Annotated in this window: 13 protein-coding genes and 3 pseudogenes; 8 read left to right on the top strand and 8 right to left on the bottom strand. The window is 69.6% G+C overall.

What is annotated here, in order from left to right; translation table 11 throughout:
• Positions 1 to 76: 76 nt before the first annotated feature.
• The 3 genes and pseudogenes from dnaG to dusB form a co-directional block, all read right to left on the bottom strand.
• Positions 77 to 1,949: pseudogene (gene dnaG / locus L2X99_RS18510) on the bottom strand (DNA primase).
• Complete coding sequence (locus L2X99_RS04645) at positions 1,949 to 3,325, bottom strand: deoxyguanosinetriphosphate triphosphohydrolase (protein ID WP_236124858.1); 1,377 nt, start codon at positions 3,323 to 3,325, stop codon at positions 1,949 to 1,951. The pseudogene dnaG and the gene L2X99_RS04645 overlap by 1 nt, the downstream one beginning before the upstream one ends.
• On the bottom strand, positions 3,315 to 4,505 hold the full coding sequence (gene dusB, locus L2X99_RS04640) for a tRNA dihydrouridine synthase DusB (protein ID WP_236124860.1): 1,191 nt from the start codon (positions 4,503 to 4,505) through the stop codon (positions 3,315 to 3,317). Before dusB ends, L2X99_RS04645 begins: the two co-directional genes overlap by 11 nt.
• Before the next feature lie 60 nt (positions 4,506 to 4,565).
• On the opposite strand from dusB, the pseudogene L2X99_RS04635 reads away from it, so the two are divergent.
• Positions 4,566 to 5,068, top strand: a pseudogene (locus tag L2X99_RS04635) (glutathione peroxidase).
• A gap of 12 nt (positions 5,069 to 5,080) precedes the next feature.
• On the opposite strand, the gene L2X99_RS04630 reads toward L2X99_RS04635, so the two are convergent.
• Positions 5,081 to 5,809, bottom strand: coding sequence for an AraC family transcriptional regulator (locus L2X99_RS04630; protein ID WP_236124864.1), 729 nt, complete (start codon positions 5,807 to 5,809; stop codon positions 5,081 to 5,083).
• Positions 5,810 to 5,969: 160 nt separating this feature from the next.
• Here L2X99_RS04630 and L2X99_RS04625 point away from each other — a divergent pair, with 160 nt between their 5' ends.
• The 6 genes from L2X99_RS04625 to L2X99_RS04600 all read left to right on the top strand — a co-directional run bounded on the left by L2X99_RS04625 (position 5,970) and on the right by L2X99_RS04600 (position 12,633).
• Positions 5,970 to 7,052, top strand: a complete 1,083-nt coding sequence (locus L2X99_RS04625) for an ABC transporter substrate-binding protein (RefSeq protein ID WP_236124865.1) — start codon at positions 5,970 to 5,972, stop codon at positions 7,050 to 7,052.
• An 8-nt stretch (positions 7,053 to 7,060) separates the two neighbouring features.
• A complete protein-coding gene (locus L2X99_RS04620) occupies positions 7,061 to 8,104 on the top strand; it encodes a FecCD family ABC transporter permease (protein WP_236124867.1) in 1,044 nt (347 codons plus the stop codon).
• The gene (locus L2X99_RS04615; RefSeq protein WP_236124869.1) at positions 8,101 to 9,180 is read left to right on the top strand and encodes a FecCD family ABC transporter permease; all 1,080 of its coding nucleotides are present in this window, start codon (positions 8,101 to 8,103) and stop codon (positions 9,178 to 9,180) included. Before L2X99_RS04620 ends, L2X99_RS04615 begins: the two co-directional genes overlap by 4 nt.
• Positions 9,177 to 10,037 (top strand): ABC transporter ATP-binding protein, encoded by an 861-nt coding sequence (locus tag L2X99_RS04610; protein ID WP_236124870.1) that lies wholly within the window; start codon positions 9,177 to 9,179, stop codon positions 10,035 to 10,037. The genes L2X99_RS04615 and L2X99_RS04610 overlap by 4 nt, the downstream gene beginning before the upstream one ends.
• On the top strand, positions 10,034 to 11,326 hold the full coding sequence (locus L2X99_RS04605; protein ID WP_236124872.1) for an alpha/beta hydrolase: 1,293 nt from the start codon (positions 10,034 to 10,036) through the stop codon (positions 11,324 to 11,326). Before L2X99_RS04610 ends, L2X99_RS04605 begins: the two co-directional genes overlap by 4 nt.
• Positions 11,327 to 11,439: 113 nt before the next feature.
• Positions 11,440 to 12,633 (top strand): metallophosphoesterase family protein, encoded by a 1,194-nt coding sequence (locus L2X99_RS04600; RefSeq protein WP_236124874.1) that lies wholly within the window; start codon positions 11,440 to 11,442, stop codon positions 12,631 to 12,633.
• A 295-nt stretch (positions 12,634 to 12,928) separates the two neighbouring features.
• Here the strand turns inward: L2X99_RS04600 and L2X99_RS04595 are convergent, their stop codons facing one another.
• The 3 genes and pseudogenes from L2X99_RS04595 to recO form a co-directional block, all read right to left on the bottom strand.
• Complete coding sequence (locus L2X99_RS04595; RefSeq protein WP_236124876.1) at positions 12,929 to 13,615, bottom strand: DsbA family oxidoreductase; 687 nt, start codon at positions 13,613 to 13,615, stop codon at positions 12,929 to 12,931.
• Positions 13,616 to 13,691: 76 nt separating this feature from the next.
• Positions 13,692 to 14,510: an isoprenyl transferase gene (locus L2X99_RS04590; protein ID WP_236124878.1), complete on the bottom strand. Its 819-nt coding sequence runs from the start codon at positions 14,508 to 14,510 to the stop codon at positions 13,692 to 13,694.
• Positions 14,507 to 15,234 (bottom strand): annotated as a pseudogene (gene recO, locus L2X99_RS04585) (DNA repair protein RecO). The gene L2X99_RS04590 and the pseudogene recO overlap by 4 nt, the downstream one beginning before the upstream one ends.
• 36 nt (positions 15,235 to 15,270) lie before the next feature.
• On the opposite strand from recO, the gene L2X99_RS04580 reads away from it, so the two are divergent.
• A complete protein-coding gene (locus L2X99_RS04580) occupies positions 15,271 to 15,957 on the top strand; it encodes a trimeric intracellular cation channel family protein (protein ID WP_236124879.1) in 687 nt (228 codons plus the stop codon).
• A 226-nt stretch (positions 15,958 to 16,183) separates the two neighbouring features.
• Here the strand turns inward: L2X99_RS04580 and leuA are convergent, their stop codons facing one another.
• Positions 16,184 to 17,938 (bottom strand): 2-isopropylmalate synthase, encoded by a 1,755-nt coding sequence (leuA, locus tag L2X99_RS04575; protein WP_236135687.1) that lies wholly within the window; start codon positions 17,936 to 17,938, stop codon positions 16,184 to 16,186.
• Between the last annotated feature and the right edge of the window lie 149 nt (positions 17,939 to 18,087).

Here is an 18,087-nt window from a genome sequence, read left to right as displayed (position 1 = left end):
GTCTGAGCAGTCGATGGCGGCGTCGCTGGTGGTGCGGGGCATCCCCCATCCTGCCCGACTGACCGGCGCTGCGCGCCTACGACTCGGAGAAGCGCTGCCTCTCGGCGTCCAGATCGCGCAGCCTGACGCGCAGCGCCCTGCCGCCGTCGGACTCCGCCGGAACGCGCTGCACGGCCCCGAGCAGCTCGTTCTTCTCGCGTTCGATGCTGCGGACGATGAGCCGGCGCGCGAGATCGGTCGTCGAGGCCACGGCACCCTGCTCGTCTCGGGCGGGGAACGAGGTCATCAGCAGTTCGCCGCCGAGCGAGCGGAACGGCTCGCGCACCGCGTTCACGGCCTCCACCGACCAGTTCGGTCGCGTCCAGTCGGCATCCGCGACGGCCTCGCGCACGGCCTCGAGCGCCGGATGCCGGAAAGGCTGCTGCAGTCCGCGGCGCAGCAGCGCCGGATCCGCCTGGTGTCCGTACTGCAGGGTGCCGATCAGCGCATCCCGCTCCAGGGCGACCTCGGCGTTGCGCGGCAGGCCGGCGAGCGTGACGATCGTCATGGTCGGCCCGGAATCGGGCTCGGCCGGTGCCGTCGACGTCTCGGACTGCCGGGACGACTCCCGGCGCTGCACCCCTGTGCTCCGCCGTGCGACGCCCGCCGGACCTCCGCGTGCACGGCTGTGGGATCCATTCCGAGCCGCCGTGCCAGCACGCGCTCGTACCCGGGGCGGAGCAGTTCGTCGCGGATCTCGGCGACGATCGGCGCGGCGGCGCGCAGCGCACCCACCTGTCCCTCGACCGTGGCCAGGTCGAACCCTCTCAGCTTGCGGTCGATCGCGAACTCGAACATCGGCACCTTCGTGTCGATCAGCCCACGCACCGCGGCGTCCCCGCGCTGCAGACGCAGGTCGCAGGGGTCGAGCCCGTCCGGGGCCACGGCGACGAAGGTCTGCGCGGTGAACCGGGAGTCCTCCGAGAAGGCGCGCAGCGCGGCCTTCTGGCCGGCCTCGTCTCCGTCGAAGGTGAAGACCACCTCTCCGGACGCCGAGACGTCGCCCATCACACGCCGCAGCACCTTGATGTGCTCGGTGCCGAACGCGGTGCCGCAGGTGGCGATCGCGGTGGTGACCCCGGCGAGATGACAGGCCATCACGTCGGTGTACCCCTCGACCACGACGACTCTGCGGGGGTCACCGCGAGCGATGTCGCGCTTGGCGAGATCGAGCCCGTACAACACCTGCGCCTTCTTGTAGATCGGCGTCTCGGGAGTGTTCAGGTACTTCGGGCCCTGGTCGTCGTCGAAGAGCTTGCGCGCCCCGAAGCCGATCGTCTGGCCGGTGACATCGCGAATGGGCCACACCAGGCGGCCGCGGAACCGGTCGTAGACGCCACGCTGTCCGGTGGAGACCAGCCCCGCGTTGCTCAGCTCCTCGCGGGTGAAGCCCTGCGCGGTGAGCGCCTTCAGCATGCCGTCCCAGCCGCGCGGCGCGAAGCCCACCCCGAAGTGCGCGGCGGCGCCGGCGTCGAATCCACGCTGTCCGAGGAACGCCCTGGCGGTCTCGGCGTCGGCACTGAGCAGCTGCGAGCGGAAGAACTCCGCCGCGGCGGTGTTCGCCGCGTACAGCCGGCTGCGGCCGCTGGTCTCGGGGCGGCCCCGCCGTCCTCGTAGTGCAGCGAGTAGCCGATCCGGCCGGCGAGCCGCTCGACGGCCTCGGTGAAGCTGACGTGGTCCATCTCGCGCAGGAACGAGTACACATCGCCGGACGCCCCGCATCCGAAGCAGTGGTAGTAGCCGACCTGCGGTCTGACGTGGAAGCTCGGGCTCTTCTCGTCGTGGAAGGGGCAGAGCCCCTTCAGCGACCCCACGCCCGCCGACTTCAGCGCGACGCGCTCCCCCACGATGTCGGCGATGTTCGTGCGCGACTTCACCTCGTCGATGTCGGCCTGCAGGATGCGGGGCATCAGCGTGTTCCCGATACGGTTCCGGCGGCGACCCGCCCATGGGCGCCGGGCCGGACATGCCGCGGGGACCAAATGCCGACCTCGGCCGGATCGATGTCGCCGACCAGTCTGTTGTGCCAGTCGACCGCGGTCTGATCGGTGAGACTCGCGATCTGATCGACCACCACGCGGGCGCGCTGATCGTCTGTCTCGGCATCGTGGAAGTCGGCGGCGAACGCCGGCTCGAGCACGTCGGCGCCGGCGGTCCAGAGCGCGTCGGTCGACCACAGTGCGTCGGCGAGTCGCTTCAGCACGCGCCGCTGCTCCTTGTACACCCCGCGGCGTGCGTCGATCGTGACGATCGCCTGGCCCATGATGCCCTTCAGCACTGCGATCTCGGCCTCGACGATCCGCGGCACGACGACGTGCGCGCTGTACCGTGCGAGGGACGGCCCGGCATAGGCGGCCCGGGTCTCCGACACGGAGGCGCGGGCGAAGCGCCCGATCAGGTCGCTGGTGAGGTTCTTCAGGCGCGCGAGGTCGCGGCGCGAGCGGTCGAACGACTTCAGCCACATGGGCTGCGTGCTCAGCCGGTACAGAGCGTCCGCGAGCTCGTCACGGGTGAAGTCGTAGCCGACCCACTGCTGGATGCGGCTCACCAGCGCGTGATGCTGCACCGGGTCGGACAGCTGCGCGACGTCGAGATAGCCGTTCACGATCGCGTCCTCGAAGTCGTGCACCGAGTATGCGATGTCATCGGAGAGGTCCATGATCTCGGCCTCGATGCAGCGCAGCCTGCCGGGAGCGCCCTCGCGCATCCAGCGGAACACCGCCTCGTCATCCGGATACACCCCGAACTTCAGCCGGCCTCCGGGGTCGGGGACGGGATTGTCGACGGTCCACGGGTACTTGCAGGTCGCGTCGAGACTGGCTCGGGTGAGATTGAGCCCCACGGAGCGATCCCCGTCGTCGAGCACCTTGGCCTCGAGCCGGGTGAGGATGCGCAGCGACTGGGCGTTGCCCTCGAAGCCCCCGATGTTCTCGGCCCACTCGTTGAGAGCGCGTTCACCGTTGTGACCGAAGGGCGGATGCCCGAGATCGTGGCTCAGGCAGGCGGTGTCGACGACGTCGGCCGAGACGCCGAGGGCGATCGCGAGCTCGCGGCCGACCTGTGCGACCTCGAGAGAGTGCGTCAAGCGGTTGCGGGCGAAGTCCGCGGTGCTGGCGGGGCTGAGCACCTGCGTCTTCGCCGCGAGCCGCCGCAGCGCCGCGGAGTGGAGCACGCGCGCACGATCGCGGGCGAAGTCATCGCGCTCGGAGCGGTGCGTCTCGGCGAAGAAGCGCTCGGCGTCGCTCTCGTCGTAGCCCTCGACCAGCGCCGTCTCGTCACCCGCCACTGTTCTCGATCTCCGCTCCTCGCATCATCTCGCCCGTGTCCGAGCCGATCTCGCGCGAGTCCAGCCAGCCCTCCGGCAGAGCGGTGCGCTTCGGCGAGCCCGCGCGTCCGCGCTGACCCTCCGCACCGGCGCCCGGGTACGGCGCATCATCCAGGGTGCCCAGCAGATCGTCGATCTCCTGCAGCGTGGACGCCCGTGCGAGCGAGGCGCGCAGCTCACCGCCGACCGGGTATCCCTTGAAGTACCAGGCGACGTGCTTGCGGATGTCCTTGCATCCGCGGTCCTCGTCCTCGAAGAACTCGACCAGCAGCTCGGCGTGCCGGCGGAACGCCGCCGCGACGAACTGCAGCGTGGCGTCGACCACCGGCCCCTGGGTCCCTGAGCCCGTCGAAGGGCCGAAGGCACTGGCCAGTTCGCCGAACAGCCACGGGCGCCCGAGGCATCCGCGCCCGACGACCACGCCGTCGGCGCCGGTCTCGGCCATCATCCGCACCGCGTCGTCGGCCGACCAGATGTCGCCGTTGCCCAGCACCGGGATGCTGGTGACGGTCTGCTTGAGCTCGCCGATCGCCGCCCAGTCCGCGTGCCCTGAGTAGTACTCGCCGGCCGTGCGGGCGTGCAGCGCGACGGCCGCCGCACCGGCGTCCTCGGCTGCGCGACCCGCCTCGAGGAAGGTGAGGTGGTTCTTGTCGATGCCCTTGCGCATCTTCACCGTCAGCGGCACGTCGCCCGCTGCCTTCACCGCGCGGTCGACGATGTCGGCGAACAGCGTGGTCTTCCACGGGAGCGCCGCGCCACCGCCCTTGCGGGTGACTTTGGGCACCGGGCAGCCGAAGTTCAGATCGATGTGGTCTGCGCGGTCCTCTGCGACGATGATGCGGACGGCCTCGGCGATCGTCACCGGGTCGACCCCGTACAGCTGGATCGAGCGCGGCGTCTCCGATTCGTGGTGCTGGATGAGGCGCATCGTGATCGCGTTGCGCTCGACGAGCGCACGCGAGGTGATCATCTCGCTGACGTAGAGACCGGCGCCGTACTCGCGGCAGAGTCGGCGGAATGCGGTGTTGGTGATCCCGGCCATCGGCGCGAGGACCACGGGCACGTCGAGATCGATCGGGCCGATGCGCAGAGCGCCGGCCTTGGGTCCCTGGGCTTCTCGAAGGGCAGTGGCGACAGACATATCCCGTCCATTCTCCCAGAATCCGGCGCCGCCGGACGGCACCGAGCATAGGCTGTGGATATGACCGACCCGCAGCTCCGCCAGATCCCGTTCACCGACGCCTCCGGGGTCGAGAAGACACTGGACGACTACGAAGCCGACGTGGTGCTGGTGGTCAACGTCGCCTCGAAATGCGGGAACACTCCGCAGTACGAGCAGCTCGAGCAGTTGCAGCGCGCCTACGAGTCCCGCGGGTTCACCGTGCTCGGCTTCCCGTGCAACCAGTTCTTCGGCCAGGAGCCCGGTTCCATCGATCAGATCCTGGAGTTCTGCTCGACCACCTACGGCGTCACCTTCCCCCTGGGCGACAAGATCAAGGTCAACGGCAGGAACGCGCACGACCTCTACAAGTCGCTCAAGGAGACCACGGATGCCACGGGCAAGGCCGGCCGGGTGGAGTGGAACTTCGAGAAGTTCCTGGTCTCGCCGGACGGGTCCGTGCAGCGGTTCCGGCCGAAGCAGCAGCCGGACTCCCCGAGATCGTTTCGGCCATCGAGGGCGCCCTGGCCGAGGCGGGCCGCTGATCCGCCGACGCCTCAGTCGCGCACCCGGAAGGCCCGGGCGTACTCGCCCGGTGTCATCCCGAATCTGTCCTTGAAGCTGCGGCGGAAGGCGGAGACGCTGCGATAGCCGACGCTGATCGCCACAGCGGCCGGTGAGCGGTCTCCGGACAGCTGCGCGGCGGCGGTCTCCATACGCCGCCGCGCACGCCACTCCTGCAGCGTCATCCCGGTCTCCGCTGCGAACGCGCGCTCGAGGGTGCGCGCCGACACGTGCTGCGCGGCGGCGAGCTCGGCGACGGAGGCGTCTTCTCCGGGGTGGTCGCGGAGGTGCTCGGCGATCGCTCGGGCGGGTGCCGACTGCGGCATGCGCAGTCCGGTCGGTGGCACGGACCGGCCGCGGAGCATGCGCAGCAGCCGACGCTCCACGTCGGCGTCGGGACGGAGCAGCGAGTTCTGCACCTGCATCACGGCCAGGATCGCCGTGCGAAGCTCCGCGTCGACAGCGATCCATGTCGGAGCCGCGAGCGTCCCCGGTCCCGGCAGCAGGTCGATGAAGTGCATCGGCAGTGCGACGGAGTCCTCGTGCACCGTCAGCTCGTGCACGACGCCTGCGGGGATCCACAGCGCGTGTCCCGCGGTCAGCTGCCCTGAACGCCCGTCCAGCACGCACTCGGATGATCCTCGCGCCTGCCAGAGCAGCACGGAGCGATCATCGTGCACCCTCGCCGGCAGGGAGATCGGCGGGATGACGGCGCTGGTCACGGTGGAGTCCTCTCTGCGAGCGAGCCGACATGTCGTCTCGCGGCCGCAGGATGTCGCATTCTGCGCCTCCAATAAGGATACCCTCACCTAACCTCGTATCCTGGTGCCCGCTGAGGGCCTCCGTCCGATCTGAACGGACGACACCCGGAAAAGGAAGACCATGACCAGCATCATTCCTGCGCGCGCAGGCGCCTTCAGCGCCGTCCTGCTCGCCGGCGTCCTCGCTCTGACGGCCTGTGGGGGCAGCGCCCCGGCGTCCGAGTCGTCCCCCGCCGAGGACGAATCCTCGAGTCTCGTGCCGGCTGCAGAGGGGACCACGACGTACCCTCTCGAGCTCGAGACGCCCTGGGGCACGACCGAGCTCCAGAAGCGACCGGAGCGCATCGCCGCCGTCACCCCGTCTCAGGACGATGCCGAGATCCTCGCCGCGCTCGGGGCCACGCCCATCATCGCCAGCGAGTGGTCGACGGATGTGTGGCTCGAGGACGCTCTGGCGCAGGAGATCCCGAACCGCTTCTCGACCGGGGACTCGAAGTTCCCGGTCGAGCAGATCGCCGCTGCCGACCCCGACCTGATCATCGTCCTCGGCGCGGATCTCACCGACGTCTACGACAAGCTCTCCTCCGTCGCGCCCGTGCTGGGCACCGCCGAGCAGGGCGGTTCCGAGCAGAGCGTCGCCAACGACTGGGAGGCCAGCATCACGCGCATCGGCGAGGTCCTGGACCTGCAGAAGGCCGCGAAGAACGTGCTCGCCGACGAGGAGCAGTTCTACGCCGACTTCCGCGCGGAGAACCCGGAGTTCTCCACGCTGACCGCCTCGTACCTGGTCTACTACGGCGAGGAGGGTGGTCTGCAGTACCACTCCTCGATCGGCAGCCCGGCCGAATCCGTGTTCGAGCGCATGGGCTTCGCGGCGAATCCGAACGCGGAGGAGTTCAGCTACCGACAGGAGGTCAGCGAGGAGTTGCTCTCCGCCGTCGACGCGGACGTCATCCTGTTCTCGGACAACTCCGACGGCGCCCACGCCAAGATCACCGAGCAGCCGCTGTTCCAGAAGCTGAAGGCCGTGCAGGACGACCGGCTCATCCTCATCGACAACCGCGCCAAGGAGGGCACCTTCGTCATCGACGGTGAGGAGTACGACGGCAACCTGCCCTGGGCTCTCGCGCGCAGCGGCCCGCTCTCGTCGACGTGGGCCGTGCAGCAGATGGCGCCCGCGCTGCAGGCCGCCGTCACAGGCTGACCGCACGCATGTCCTCCGTCCCGATCGCGCCGCCGCGCGTGCAGCCCCGTCCTCCGGCGCTGCACCTGCGGCGCGCGGCCGGACTCTGTGTGCTGTTGGTCGCGCTCGCGTTCGCAGTGCTCCTCAGCCTTGCCGCCGGCGCCAATCCGCTTCCGCTGGACGATGTCTGGCAAGGGCTGGTCCACCCCGACGGCGGAGAGGCCTCTATCGTCGTCTGGGACAAGCGGATGCCGCGGACCCTGCTCGGCATCGCCGTCGGCGCCGCACTCGGCGTGGCCGGAGCCCTCATCCAGGCGCTGACGCGCAATCCGCTCGCCGATCCAGGCATCCTGGGCGTGAACGCCGGCGCCGGGTTCGCCGTCACACTCGGCGTCGGCCTGTTCGGCCTGACCGGCATCTCCGGGTACGTCTGGTTCTCGTTCCTCGGTGCCGCGGCCGCCACGGTGCTGGTGTACGTGATCGGCTCGATGGGGCGCAGCACCGCCCCCGTGACGATGGTGCTCGCGGGGGTCGCACTGGGTGCAGTCCTGCGCGGGATCTCCACCGTCCTCACGCTGATGGACCCCGAGACCTTCCGCGCCGTGCACAACTGGGGCGCCGGATCGATCGCACGAGCCGGGATCGACGAGACCCTGTCCGTGCTGCCGTTCCTCGTGACCGGCCTCGTCCTCGCGCTCGTGCTGTCCGGTCCGCTGAACGGCATCGCCCTCGGCGACGACCTCGCCGTCGCCCTGGGCACCCGCGTCGTGCGCACACGGATCCTCGGCGTCATCGCCGTCACCCTGCTGGCCGGAGGTGCGACCGCGCTCACCGGAGGGATCGCGTTCATCGGGCTCATGGTGCCGCACGCCGTGCGGTGGTTCGTCGGCCCCGACCAGCGCTGGATCATCGCCTGCACGGCGATCGCCGCACCCGTGCTGCTGCTGGTCTCGGACGTCGTCGGACGGGTGGTCGCCAGGCCGGGAGAGATCGAGGTGGGGATCGTGACCGCGGTCGTCGGCGCGCCGGTGCTCATCGCACTCGTGCGGCGCAGGAAGGCGAGCGGGCTGTGACGACGAGCGATGCGAGGGTCGACTTCGGGTACCGGTCGCTGCGCATGCGCGGACGCCTGCTCTCGGGAAGGATCGGCGTCCGGCTCCTCGTGACCTCAGCGACCTTCTCGCTGCTCGCCGTCGCGACGGCCTTCTGGGCGATGTTCTTCGGCGACTATCCCCTGACAGCCGCCGACGTCGTCGACGCGATGCGGGGCACCGCCGACGAGTTCACCGCCCAGGTGGTGCTGGAGTGGCGCCTCCCCGTCGTCGTCGCCGCCGTCGTCTTCGGTGCGATGCTCGGCATCGGCGGCGCGATCTTCCAGTCGCTCACCCGCAACCCGCTCGGATCTCCCGACGTCATCGGCTTCGATGCCGGTGCGTACACGGCCGTCGTCATCGTGATGCTCGTCCTCGGAGTGCAGCAGTACTGGACGATCGCGGCGGCCTCCATCGCCGGCGGGCTGCTCACCGCGCTCGCCGTCTACCTGCTCGCCCACCGGCGCGGCGTGCAGGGCTTCCGCCTCATCGTCGTCGGCATCGCGGTCGCGTCGATCCTGGTCTCGATCAACACCTACCTCATCACGCGTGCCGACATCGATGATGCGATGCGGGTCGGCGTCTGGGGCGCGGGGACCCTGAGCCGGGTGTCCTGGACCACCTTGACGCCCTCGCTGGCGATCACCGTCGGCATCGCCGTCCTGTGCGTCGTGCTCTCCTCCGGCCTGCGCACGCTCGAGCTCGGTGATGACGCCGCGGCGACTCAGGGCACGAGGGTCGGTGCGTCGAGGCTCGCGCTGCTGACCACCGGCGTGGCGACGACCGCGCTCGTCACCGCCGCCGCAGGTCCGATCGGCTTCATCGCCCTCGCCGCACCTCAGCTCGCGCGGCGCGTCGCCCGCACGCAGGGCGTCAGCCTGCTGGCGTCGGCCGCCGTGGGCGCCGCCCTGCTCAGTGCTGCGCATCTGCTGGCGCAGGCGATCTCGTCGGTCTTCCGGCCGCTCCCGGTCGGGCTGGTGACGATCTGCGTGGGCGGCGTCTACCTGATCCTCCTCCTCATCCGCGAGTCCCGAGCCCAGTCAGGAGCACCACGATGAACCCGGACCAGCCGTCCCGGCTGCACGTCGACGACGCCACGATCGGATACGACAGGCGCGTCATCTCCGCGCACCTCTCGGTGCCGATCCCGGACGACTCCTTCACCGCGATCATCGGACCGAACGGGTGCGGCAAGTCGACCCTGCTCCGGGCTCTGGCGCGAGTGCTGCAGCCGGCCGCGGGCCAGGTGCTGCTGGACGGAGCGTCGCTGCAGTCGATCCCTCCGAAGCAGCTCGCCCGACGACTCGGCCTGCTGCCGCAGAGCTCGCTCGCGCCCGACGGCATCCGTGTCGCCGACCTCGTCGCCCGTGGCCGCGCGCCGCATCAGTCCCTGTTCCAGCAGTGGCGGGAGTCGGATGAGCACGCCGTGCGCGACGCGCTCGCCGCGACTCGGCTCTCGGACCTCTCGGGCAGCTTCGTCGACGAGCTGTCGGGCGGACAGCGCCAGCGGGTGTGGATCGCCATGCTGCTCGCCCAGCAGACGCCGATCATGCTGCTCGACGAGCCGACCACTTTCCTCGACATCGCGCACCAGTACGAGCTCATGGAGCTGCTGCGCACGCTGCACGACGACGGGAAGACCGTCGTCACGGTGCTGCACGACATCAATCAGGCTGTGCGCTACGCCTCGCACGTCATCGTGATGAAGGACGGCGCAGTGATCCGCTCCGGGCATCCGCAGCAGATCATCACGGCGGAACTGATCGAAGAGGTCTTCGGGCTCCGCTCCCTGGTGATCGACGATCCGGTCACGGGAACACCGCTGGTGGTCCCGCTGGACCCGCGTGCCGCGGAGCTTCATCCGGTCGAACCGGGCTTCCCGGTCGCACGCGCACAGCTGGAGGACGCACGGTGAGCGCGTCCGCACCCGTTCGCAGGCCGGAGACGCCCGGTGCCGACATCCCGGTCCGCGTCTGGACCGACCGCCGCGGCCGCGACCACCAGGAGAAGCGACCGTCGCGGCACCGGGCCGAGCCTCAGATGCGGCGGATCCGCGGACCTGTGGAGCGCGCCTGGGCGCGCGCCGAGGAGCGGGACTCGATCGCTTCGGAGGTGCTCGCCCGGCCGAACCCGCTCATCGAGCAGGACCCGGACGACCCGCAGTCGGCCCTGTGGACGTGGGTCGTCGAGGCGCCGAGCGCCCGCGCCGTCGTGCTGTGGACGAATCCGGTGTTCGATCATGCCGACGTCTCCACCGCCGAGCTCATCCGGCTCCCGGACTCGGATCTGTGGACGATCTGCCTCCGTCTCCCGTCCGCGCTCCGCGCGTCGTACCGGATCGGCGTGTGGAACGACGAGGCGACGCCGCCGTGGCATCGCGGCGGATCACGCCGCGACGTGATCGTCGCGGCGATCGACGCCGGAGACGTGGACGCCCGAGGCTCGGACGTCGTGCCGGGCTCACGGGGCCGAAGCGCATCAGTCGGCTCGGGCCCCACGGCACCGGCAGAGCTCTGGCGCGGCGGCCTCACCCGCACGCCGCGGGCGTCGCGCACCGACGAACTGGCGCTCCCCGGTGACGAGCGCTGTTGGGTGTACGAGCCCGCAGCCACCTCGGCGCAGACGCCGCTGCTCGTGCTGTTCGACGGCGGAGTGTGGCGTCGGATGCTTCCCGAGATCCTCGACGCGGCGATAGGACGCCGCATCCTGCCGCCGCTGCATGTCGCGATGCTCGACGAGCAGAGCACCGAACGACGGTGGCAGCATCTCGGTGTCCCTGCGGCGCAGGTCGACGTCACGATCGATCGGCTGCTCCCCCGCATCCGCTCCGAGCGTGCGGTGCAGCCGCACGGTGCGGCGACGATCGTGTCGGGTCAGAGTCTCGGCGGCATCGCCGCCCTGTGGACGCTCGCGCTGTCCGGCGGCGAGGTGCACCACGCCATCGCCCAGTCGCCGTCGCTGTGGCGCTTCGACGTCGCCGAGCACCTCCTCGCGGAGCCGGGATGGCGCTCGGCGGAGCTGCAGGCCGGCACCTTCGAGGGCGACATGCTCGCCGACGCCGCCGCGCTTGCCGCCCATCTGCAGGCGGATCGCCGGATCGGCGATCGCTCGGTGCTCCTCTCCCCGTTCGAGGCCGGTCACGACTGGGCGGCGTGGCGTGCGAACCTCGTGGGTTCGCTGGCCGCGCTGCTGCCGACGCTCTGAGCGCCCGGGAGCGCGGCCCGATCCCGCAGCGTTCACCTGCCCGTCGTCCCCGCGCCACTTTCGTCTCCTAGCGTCTCCGCGGCGACACCGCCACGACCACGAGGAGACCTGGAATGCCAGAACGACTGCCCCTGACTCGGCGCACCGTGATCACCGCTGGAGCGATCGGCGCCGTCAGCGCCGCCCTGCCGGCCGGTGCGGCGAATGCCGCGCCGGCCACCGTGTCAGGGCGCCCGGGCCACAGCGCACCACGACTGCGCTTCCGCAAGGACAGGACGTTCAAGGTCGTCCAGTTCAACGACACGCAGGACGATGAGCAGACCGACCGGCGCACCGTGGAGCTCATGGAGAAGACCCTGGATCAGGAGAAGCCCGACTTCGTCGTCATCAACGGTGATGTGATCACGGGCGGCTGCGAGACCCGGCTCGCCGTGAAGCAGGCGATCAACAACGTCGTGCAGCCGATGGAGTCCCGGCGCATCCCGTGGGCGGTCACCTACGGCAACCACGACGAGGACTCCCTGCCGGAGTCGGGCGTCGACGAAGCGGGGATGCTCCGGATCTACCGTTCGTACGACTACAACCTGAATGCGGAGAACGCCCGCGGTCTCACCGGCACGAGCAACACCATCGTGTCGATCGCGTCCGCGACGAAGCAGAGCCGCCAGGCCTTCGCGCTCTGGCTGATCGACTCCGGTCGCTACGCGCCGGGGAAGATCAACGGCCAGGACTTCGCCGGCTATCCGACCTGGGACTGGCTGCGCATGGACCAGGTCAGCTGGTACCGCGAGCAGTCGCAGCGGCTCGAGCGGCGTGAGGGCCGCAAGGTGCCCGGTCTGATGTTCATCCACATCGCGCTCTGGGAGCACCGCTTCATGTGGTGGGGCGGCGTCGACACCCGCACCCCGGCGGATGCGGCGCGCGGCAAGGCGCGCCACCGCATCGTGGGCGAGCGCAACGAGGACGAGTGCCCCGGCCCGTTCAACTCGGGGATGTACAACGCGATCCTCGAGCGCGGCGACGTGAGGGGCGTCTTCGTCGGCCACGATCACGTCAACGACTACGTGGGCGACTACTACGGCGTGCAGCTCGGCTACGCGCCGGGCACCGGTTTCGGCGCCTACGGTCTGGACGGCGCCGAGCGCAACCGGCTCCGCGGTGGGCGCATCTTCGAGCTCACAGAGAACGGCGACGAGGTGTCGATCCGCACCCGCGTCGTGTATGCGCGTGACCTCGGCATCGACCTGACCGCGAACGACCAGCCGATGCAGCCGCTTCCGCTGGGCCCGAAGCAGCAGAGGATCTGACCGACGAGGAGGGGGTCCGGCATCGGGTCCCCTCCTTCGGTCACGGCGTCCCGCCCCCGCGCTCCATCGCGAGGAACGCCTGCGCCGCGGGCGAGGGATTGAATACGCTCCACGCGAGGAACTCGATGCGGGTCGGTCCGTCCGTGAGGCGCTGATGCCGATGCAGGTCGCCGGCTTCGCCCTGGCGCTCACCGCACTCGTCGCCGGTCAGCTCGCGCCGGGCGGGTCGCGCCGCTGAGAGCGGCGGGACGGGAGAAAGGCCCGGTCCTGGGACCGGACCTTTCGAGGTCTGCGATCAGCTCGCGGCCTCCTCCGCGGGCTCGGCGCCGCGCTGCGACCACACGTCGCGGATGACGTTCTCGAACGCCTCTGCGGGCTGGGCACCGCTGACGCCGTACTTGCCGTCGATGACGAAGAACGGCACACCGTTGATGCCGTAGGCACGGGCCTGCGCCTGGTCGGCGCGCACGTCGTCCAGGTACCGGGACGATTCCAGGACCGACGTCGCCTCGGCGGCGTCGAGACCGACCTCGGCGGCGAGGGCGACGAGGTCGTCGATGCGGCCGACGTGCCTGCCCTCGGTGAAGTACGCGGACATCAGCCGCTCCTCCATCTCGTGCTGCAGCCCGTGCGCCTTGGCGTGGTGCAGCAGTTCGTGCGCCTTCACCGTGTTGGTGTGCTGCAGTCTGTCGAAGTTGTACTCCAGGCCCGCCTTCGCGGCGACGTTCGTCACGTGCGAGAGCATCTGCTCGACCTGCTCGCGGGGCATGCCCTTGTGCCCGGCGAGGAAGTCGACCTCGTCGCCGTCGAAGTCGACGGGCGTGTCGGGCGAGAGCTCGAAGGAGTGAAAGGTGACCCGCACCTCGGGTGCGTCCTCATCGGACGCGGTGGCCGCGAGGCCCGCTTCGAGATTGCGCTTGCCGATGTAGCACCACGGGCAGGCGATGTCGGACCAGATGTCGATCGAGATGGGTTCGCTCACAACATCATTCAACCGGATACAGAGCCTCGGTATTCCTGGTGCGTTTCGACTCTGCGTTTCGACTCGCTTCGCTCGTTCAACGACCATCGCTCGCGGGGCGGCCGGAGGGAGTGTCCACCGCGCCGCCGAAGCGGCGATCACGGGAGAGGTAGATGCCGATCGCGCGCCAGAGCTCCTCGCGCGAGAAGTCCGGCCAGAGCGTGTCGAGGAAGACCATCTCGGCGTAGGCCGAGTGCCAGAGCAGGAAGTTCGACGTGCGCTGCTCTCCCGAGCTGCGCAGGAACAGGTCGACGTCGGGCATGTCCGGCAGATACAGGTGCCGCCGGATCGCCTTCTCGGTGATCGCGCCGGGCTTCATCCGCCCGGCCTTGACGTCTTCGGCGATCGACCGCATGGCGTCCACCAGCTCGATCCGCCCGCCGTAGTTCACGCACATCGTCAGCGTGAGCACGTCGTTGCCGCGGGTGAGCTGCTCGGCGTACTGCAGCTCTTTGATCACCGATCCCCACAGCCGCGGCTTGCGTCCTGCCCAGCGCACCCGCACGCCCCACTCGTTGAGCTGATCGCGACGGCGGTGCAGCACGTCGCGGTTGTAGCCCATCAGGAACCGCACCTCTTCGGGCGAGCGCGCCCAGTTCTCGGTCGAGAACGCGTACACCGAGAGGTGCTTCACGCCCGCCTGGATGGCACCCGCGACGACGTCGAGCAGCACCTCTTCACCGGCCTTGTGACCCTCGATGCGGTTCAGTCCGCGGCGGTTCGCCCAGCGCCCGTTGCCGTCCATGACGATCGCGACATGGTTCGGCACGGCCGGGAACTCCGGCGGATGCACGCCGGTCCAGTCCAGCGGCCGATACGGCACGGCGTCCTTGTGGGTGTACGGCTTCGGGCTCACCGGGTTCCTTCCAGATGATCGAGAGAGCGGATGCCGCGCTCCAGGTGATACTGCGCATACGCTGCGATCGTGCCGGAGGCGGCGGCGGTGTCGGCCGGCGATGCCGCATCCACCCGCTCCCAGTCACCGGCGAGCAGCGCGCGCAGCAGTTTCAGCGCGGATGCCGGGATGCGGGGGCTTCCGGCCGGCGCGCAGTCCCCGCACACCAGGCCGCCGAGCGGCGCCACGAACGCGGTGTGCGGACCCGGCGCACCACAGCGTGCGCAGTCGTCGAGCGAGGGAGCCCAGCCGGACAGCGCCATCACCCGAAGCAGATACGAGTCCAGGACGCTGCGCGCCGCGTGCTCACCGCGCGACAGGGCACGCAGCCCGCCGACCAGCAGCAGATACTGCTCGGGGTCGATTCCGCCTCGTTCAGCCGGTCTGCCGTCTCGACCATCGCGTTCGCCGCCGTGAACCTGTCGTAGTGCGCCGCGATGTCGGAACCGTAGGAGCCCAGCGACTCGGCCTGCTGCACGATGTCGAGGGTGCGGCCCTGGTAGAGCTGCACGTCGGCGACCATGAAGGGCTCGAGCCGCGCACCGAACTTCGACGAGGTGCGCCGCACCCCCTTCGCGACCGCACGGATCTTGCCGTGCCGGCGCGACAGCATGGTGAGGATGCGGTCCGCCTCGCCGAGCTTGTGGGTGCGCAGGACCACCGCTTCGTCTCGGTAGGTCGGCATTCCTCGATTATCCCCCGCGCCGGGGACAATGGAGGGGTGACCGAACCGCTCTTCACCATCCCGCTCTGGGCCGACCTGCTCGGGGTCGGGCTCGGCGGCATCCAGGGTGCGATGTTCGCGTCGGGGTTCCAAGGCCAGCGTCGCCTCGATCTGCTCGGCGTCGCGATCATCGGCATCATGATCGGCATGGGCGGCGGTCTCATCCGCGACCTCATGCTGGGACTGCCGCCGGCGACGCTGCAGAGCGACTGGTATCTGATCACGGCCGCCGGTGCGGCGCTGATCGGGATGCTGCTGGCCGGGGTGTTCAACCGGCTGAACGGGGTGATCGTCGGACTGGACGCCCTGGTCATCGGCATGTTCGGCGCCTTCGGCACCAGCAAGGCGATCGGCCTCGGGGTGCCGCCGGTGCCCGCGGTCTTCATCGGCGTCTGCGCCGCCGTCGGCGGCGGCGTGCTGCGCGACGTGCTGATGGGACTGCCCGTGGCCATCATGCACGTCGGCTCGCTCTACGCGGTCGCTGCGGGTGTCGGCTGCACGTTCATCGTCGTCGCGCACGGCCTCGGCATGAACATCACCGTCGCCGCCGTGCTGTGCATCGTGCTGACCGCCATCATCCGCGTGCTCGCCGTGGTCTTCGACCTGTCGCTGCCCGAGCAGCGACGCCTCTACCGCCGCAAGGTCGCCACCGAGACCGGGATGATCCCGATCATCAAGCCCTGATCGAGACTGCACGCCCGCGCCGAGACTGCGGCGCTGCGGCCACGTCTCGGTGCGGTGGTGCTGTTTCGGGCGGTAGCCGAGCGCACAGGACGTCGCCCCGGGGCCGGCGTGGTGTGGCACGGCCCCGGGCGCAGTCGCAGTCTCGCGGCGGATGCGCCGCGGACGAACCTCCGTGCACGGATGCTGGCACGGAGGTGGTCGGTGTGGAGGTGGTCGGGTGTTCGGGTCAGGCCCCGACGAGCTCGCTCAGACGCGTGCGCACCGAGCGGTTCACGCACGAGACGATGGCCTTGAGCGACGCGGTGGAGATGTCGCCGTCGATGCCGACGCCCCAGAGCCGCTGCTCGTCGACCTGCAGCTCGATGTAGGCCGCGGCCTGCGCGTCGCCGCCCGTGGACAGTGTGTGCTCGACGTAGTCGTAGAGCGTGATCTCGGTGCCGCGCTCGCGCAGCACCTCGATGAACGCCGCGATCGGGCCGTTGCCCTGACCGCTCGCCTCGAGGCGCTCCTCGCCGTCGCGCAGCACGACGTCGAGCACGACCTCGCCGGACATGTCGCTGCGGGTCTGTGTGCCGAGCAGCTCGAAGCGGCCCCACTTCTGTGCGGCGTCGTCGGCGGGCAGGTACTCGTCGTTGAAGATCTTCCAGATCTGCTCACTGGTGACCTCGCCGCCCTCGGCGTCGGTCTTCGCCTGCACGACGCCGGAGAACTCGATCTGCAGCTTGCGCGGCAGGTCGATGGCGTGGTCGGTCTTCAGCAGATAGGCGACGCCGCCCTTGCCGGACTGCGAGTTGACCCGGATGACCGCCTCGTACGAGCGGCCCAGGTCCTTCGGGTCGACGGGCAGGTAGGGCACGCCCCACTCGATCTCGTCGATCGAGACTCCCTGCTCCTCGGCCTTCGCGGCCATCGCCTCGAAGCCCTTCTTGATCGCATCCTGGTGCGACCCGCTGAAGGCGGTGAAGACGAGGTCGCCCGCCCACGGGCTGCGCTCAGGCACCGGCAGCTGGTTGCAGTACTCGACGGTGCGCTTGACCTGGTCGATGTCGCTGAAGTCGATCTGCGGGTCGATTCCCTGCGTGAACAGGTTGACGCCAAGGGCCACCAGGTCGACGTTCCCCGTGCGCTCGCCGTTGCCGAACAGGCAGCCCTCGATGCGGTCGGCCCCGGCCATGTAGCCCAGTTCGGCGGCCGCGATCGCGGTGCCGCGGTCGTTGTGCGGATGCAGCGACAGGATGACGTTCTCGCGCTGCGCCAGGTGCCGGTGCATCCACTCGATCGAGTCGGCGTAGACGTTCGGCGTCGCCATCTCGACGGTCGCCGGCAGGTTGATGATCACCTTGCGGTCGGGGGTGGGCTGGAGCACCTCGATGACGGCGTTGCAGACCTCGACGGCGTACTCCAGCTCGGTGCCGGTGTAGCTCTCCGGGGAGTATTCGTAGTACACCTCGGTGTCGGGGATGCGCTTCTCGAACTCGCGGCACAGGCGAGCACCCTCCAGCGCGATCTGCTCGACGCCCTCGCGGTCGGAGCGGAACACGACCTCGCGCTGCAGCACGCTGGTGGAGTTGTAGAAGTGCACGATCGCCTGCTTGGCGCCGGCGATCGCCTCATAGGTGCGCTCGATCAGATGCTCGCGGCACTGCGTCAGCACCTGGATGGTGACGTCCTCGGGGATCAGGTCCTCTTCGATCAGCTGGCGCACGAAGTCGAAGTCGGTCTGACTCGCCGAGGGGAAACCGACCTCGATCTCCTTGTAGCCCATGCTCACGAGCAGCTCGAACATGACGCGTTTGCGCTCGGGCGACATCGGGTCGATGAGCGCCTGGTTGCCGTCGCGCAGGTCGACCGCGCACCAGCGCGGCGCCTCGGTGATGCGCTTCGAGGGCCAGGTGCGGTCTGCCAGCTCGACACGGATCTGCTCGTGGAAGGGCCGGTACTTGCGAACCGGCATCGCGGAGGGCTTCTGGTTGTTCTTCATGATCGGTGCTGCTTCTTCTCTTCGTCAGGAATGTGCTCAGGCCAACACGAGCGCCGCGACGAGAGAGGCCCGATCGTCAGGACTCGTCGCGGCAGCTAAGAAGAAGCAGTCCGCCCAGAGGCATGCAGAAATACTAACACCCTGCTTGG

This window comes from Microbacterium sp. KUDC0406 (assembly GCF_021582875.1).
Taxonomy (GTDB): domain Bacteria; phylum Actinomycetota; class Actinomycetes; order Actinomycetales; family Microbacteriaceae; genus Microbacterium.
The sequence above is the reverse complement of the archived record's forward strand: the minus strand, read 5'-3'. Positions and strand labels throughout refer to the sequence as shown.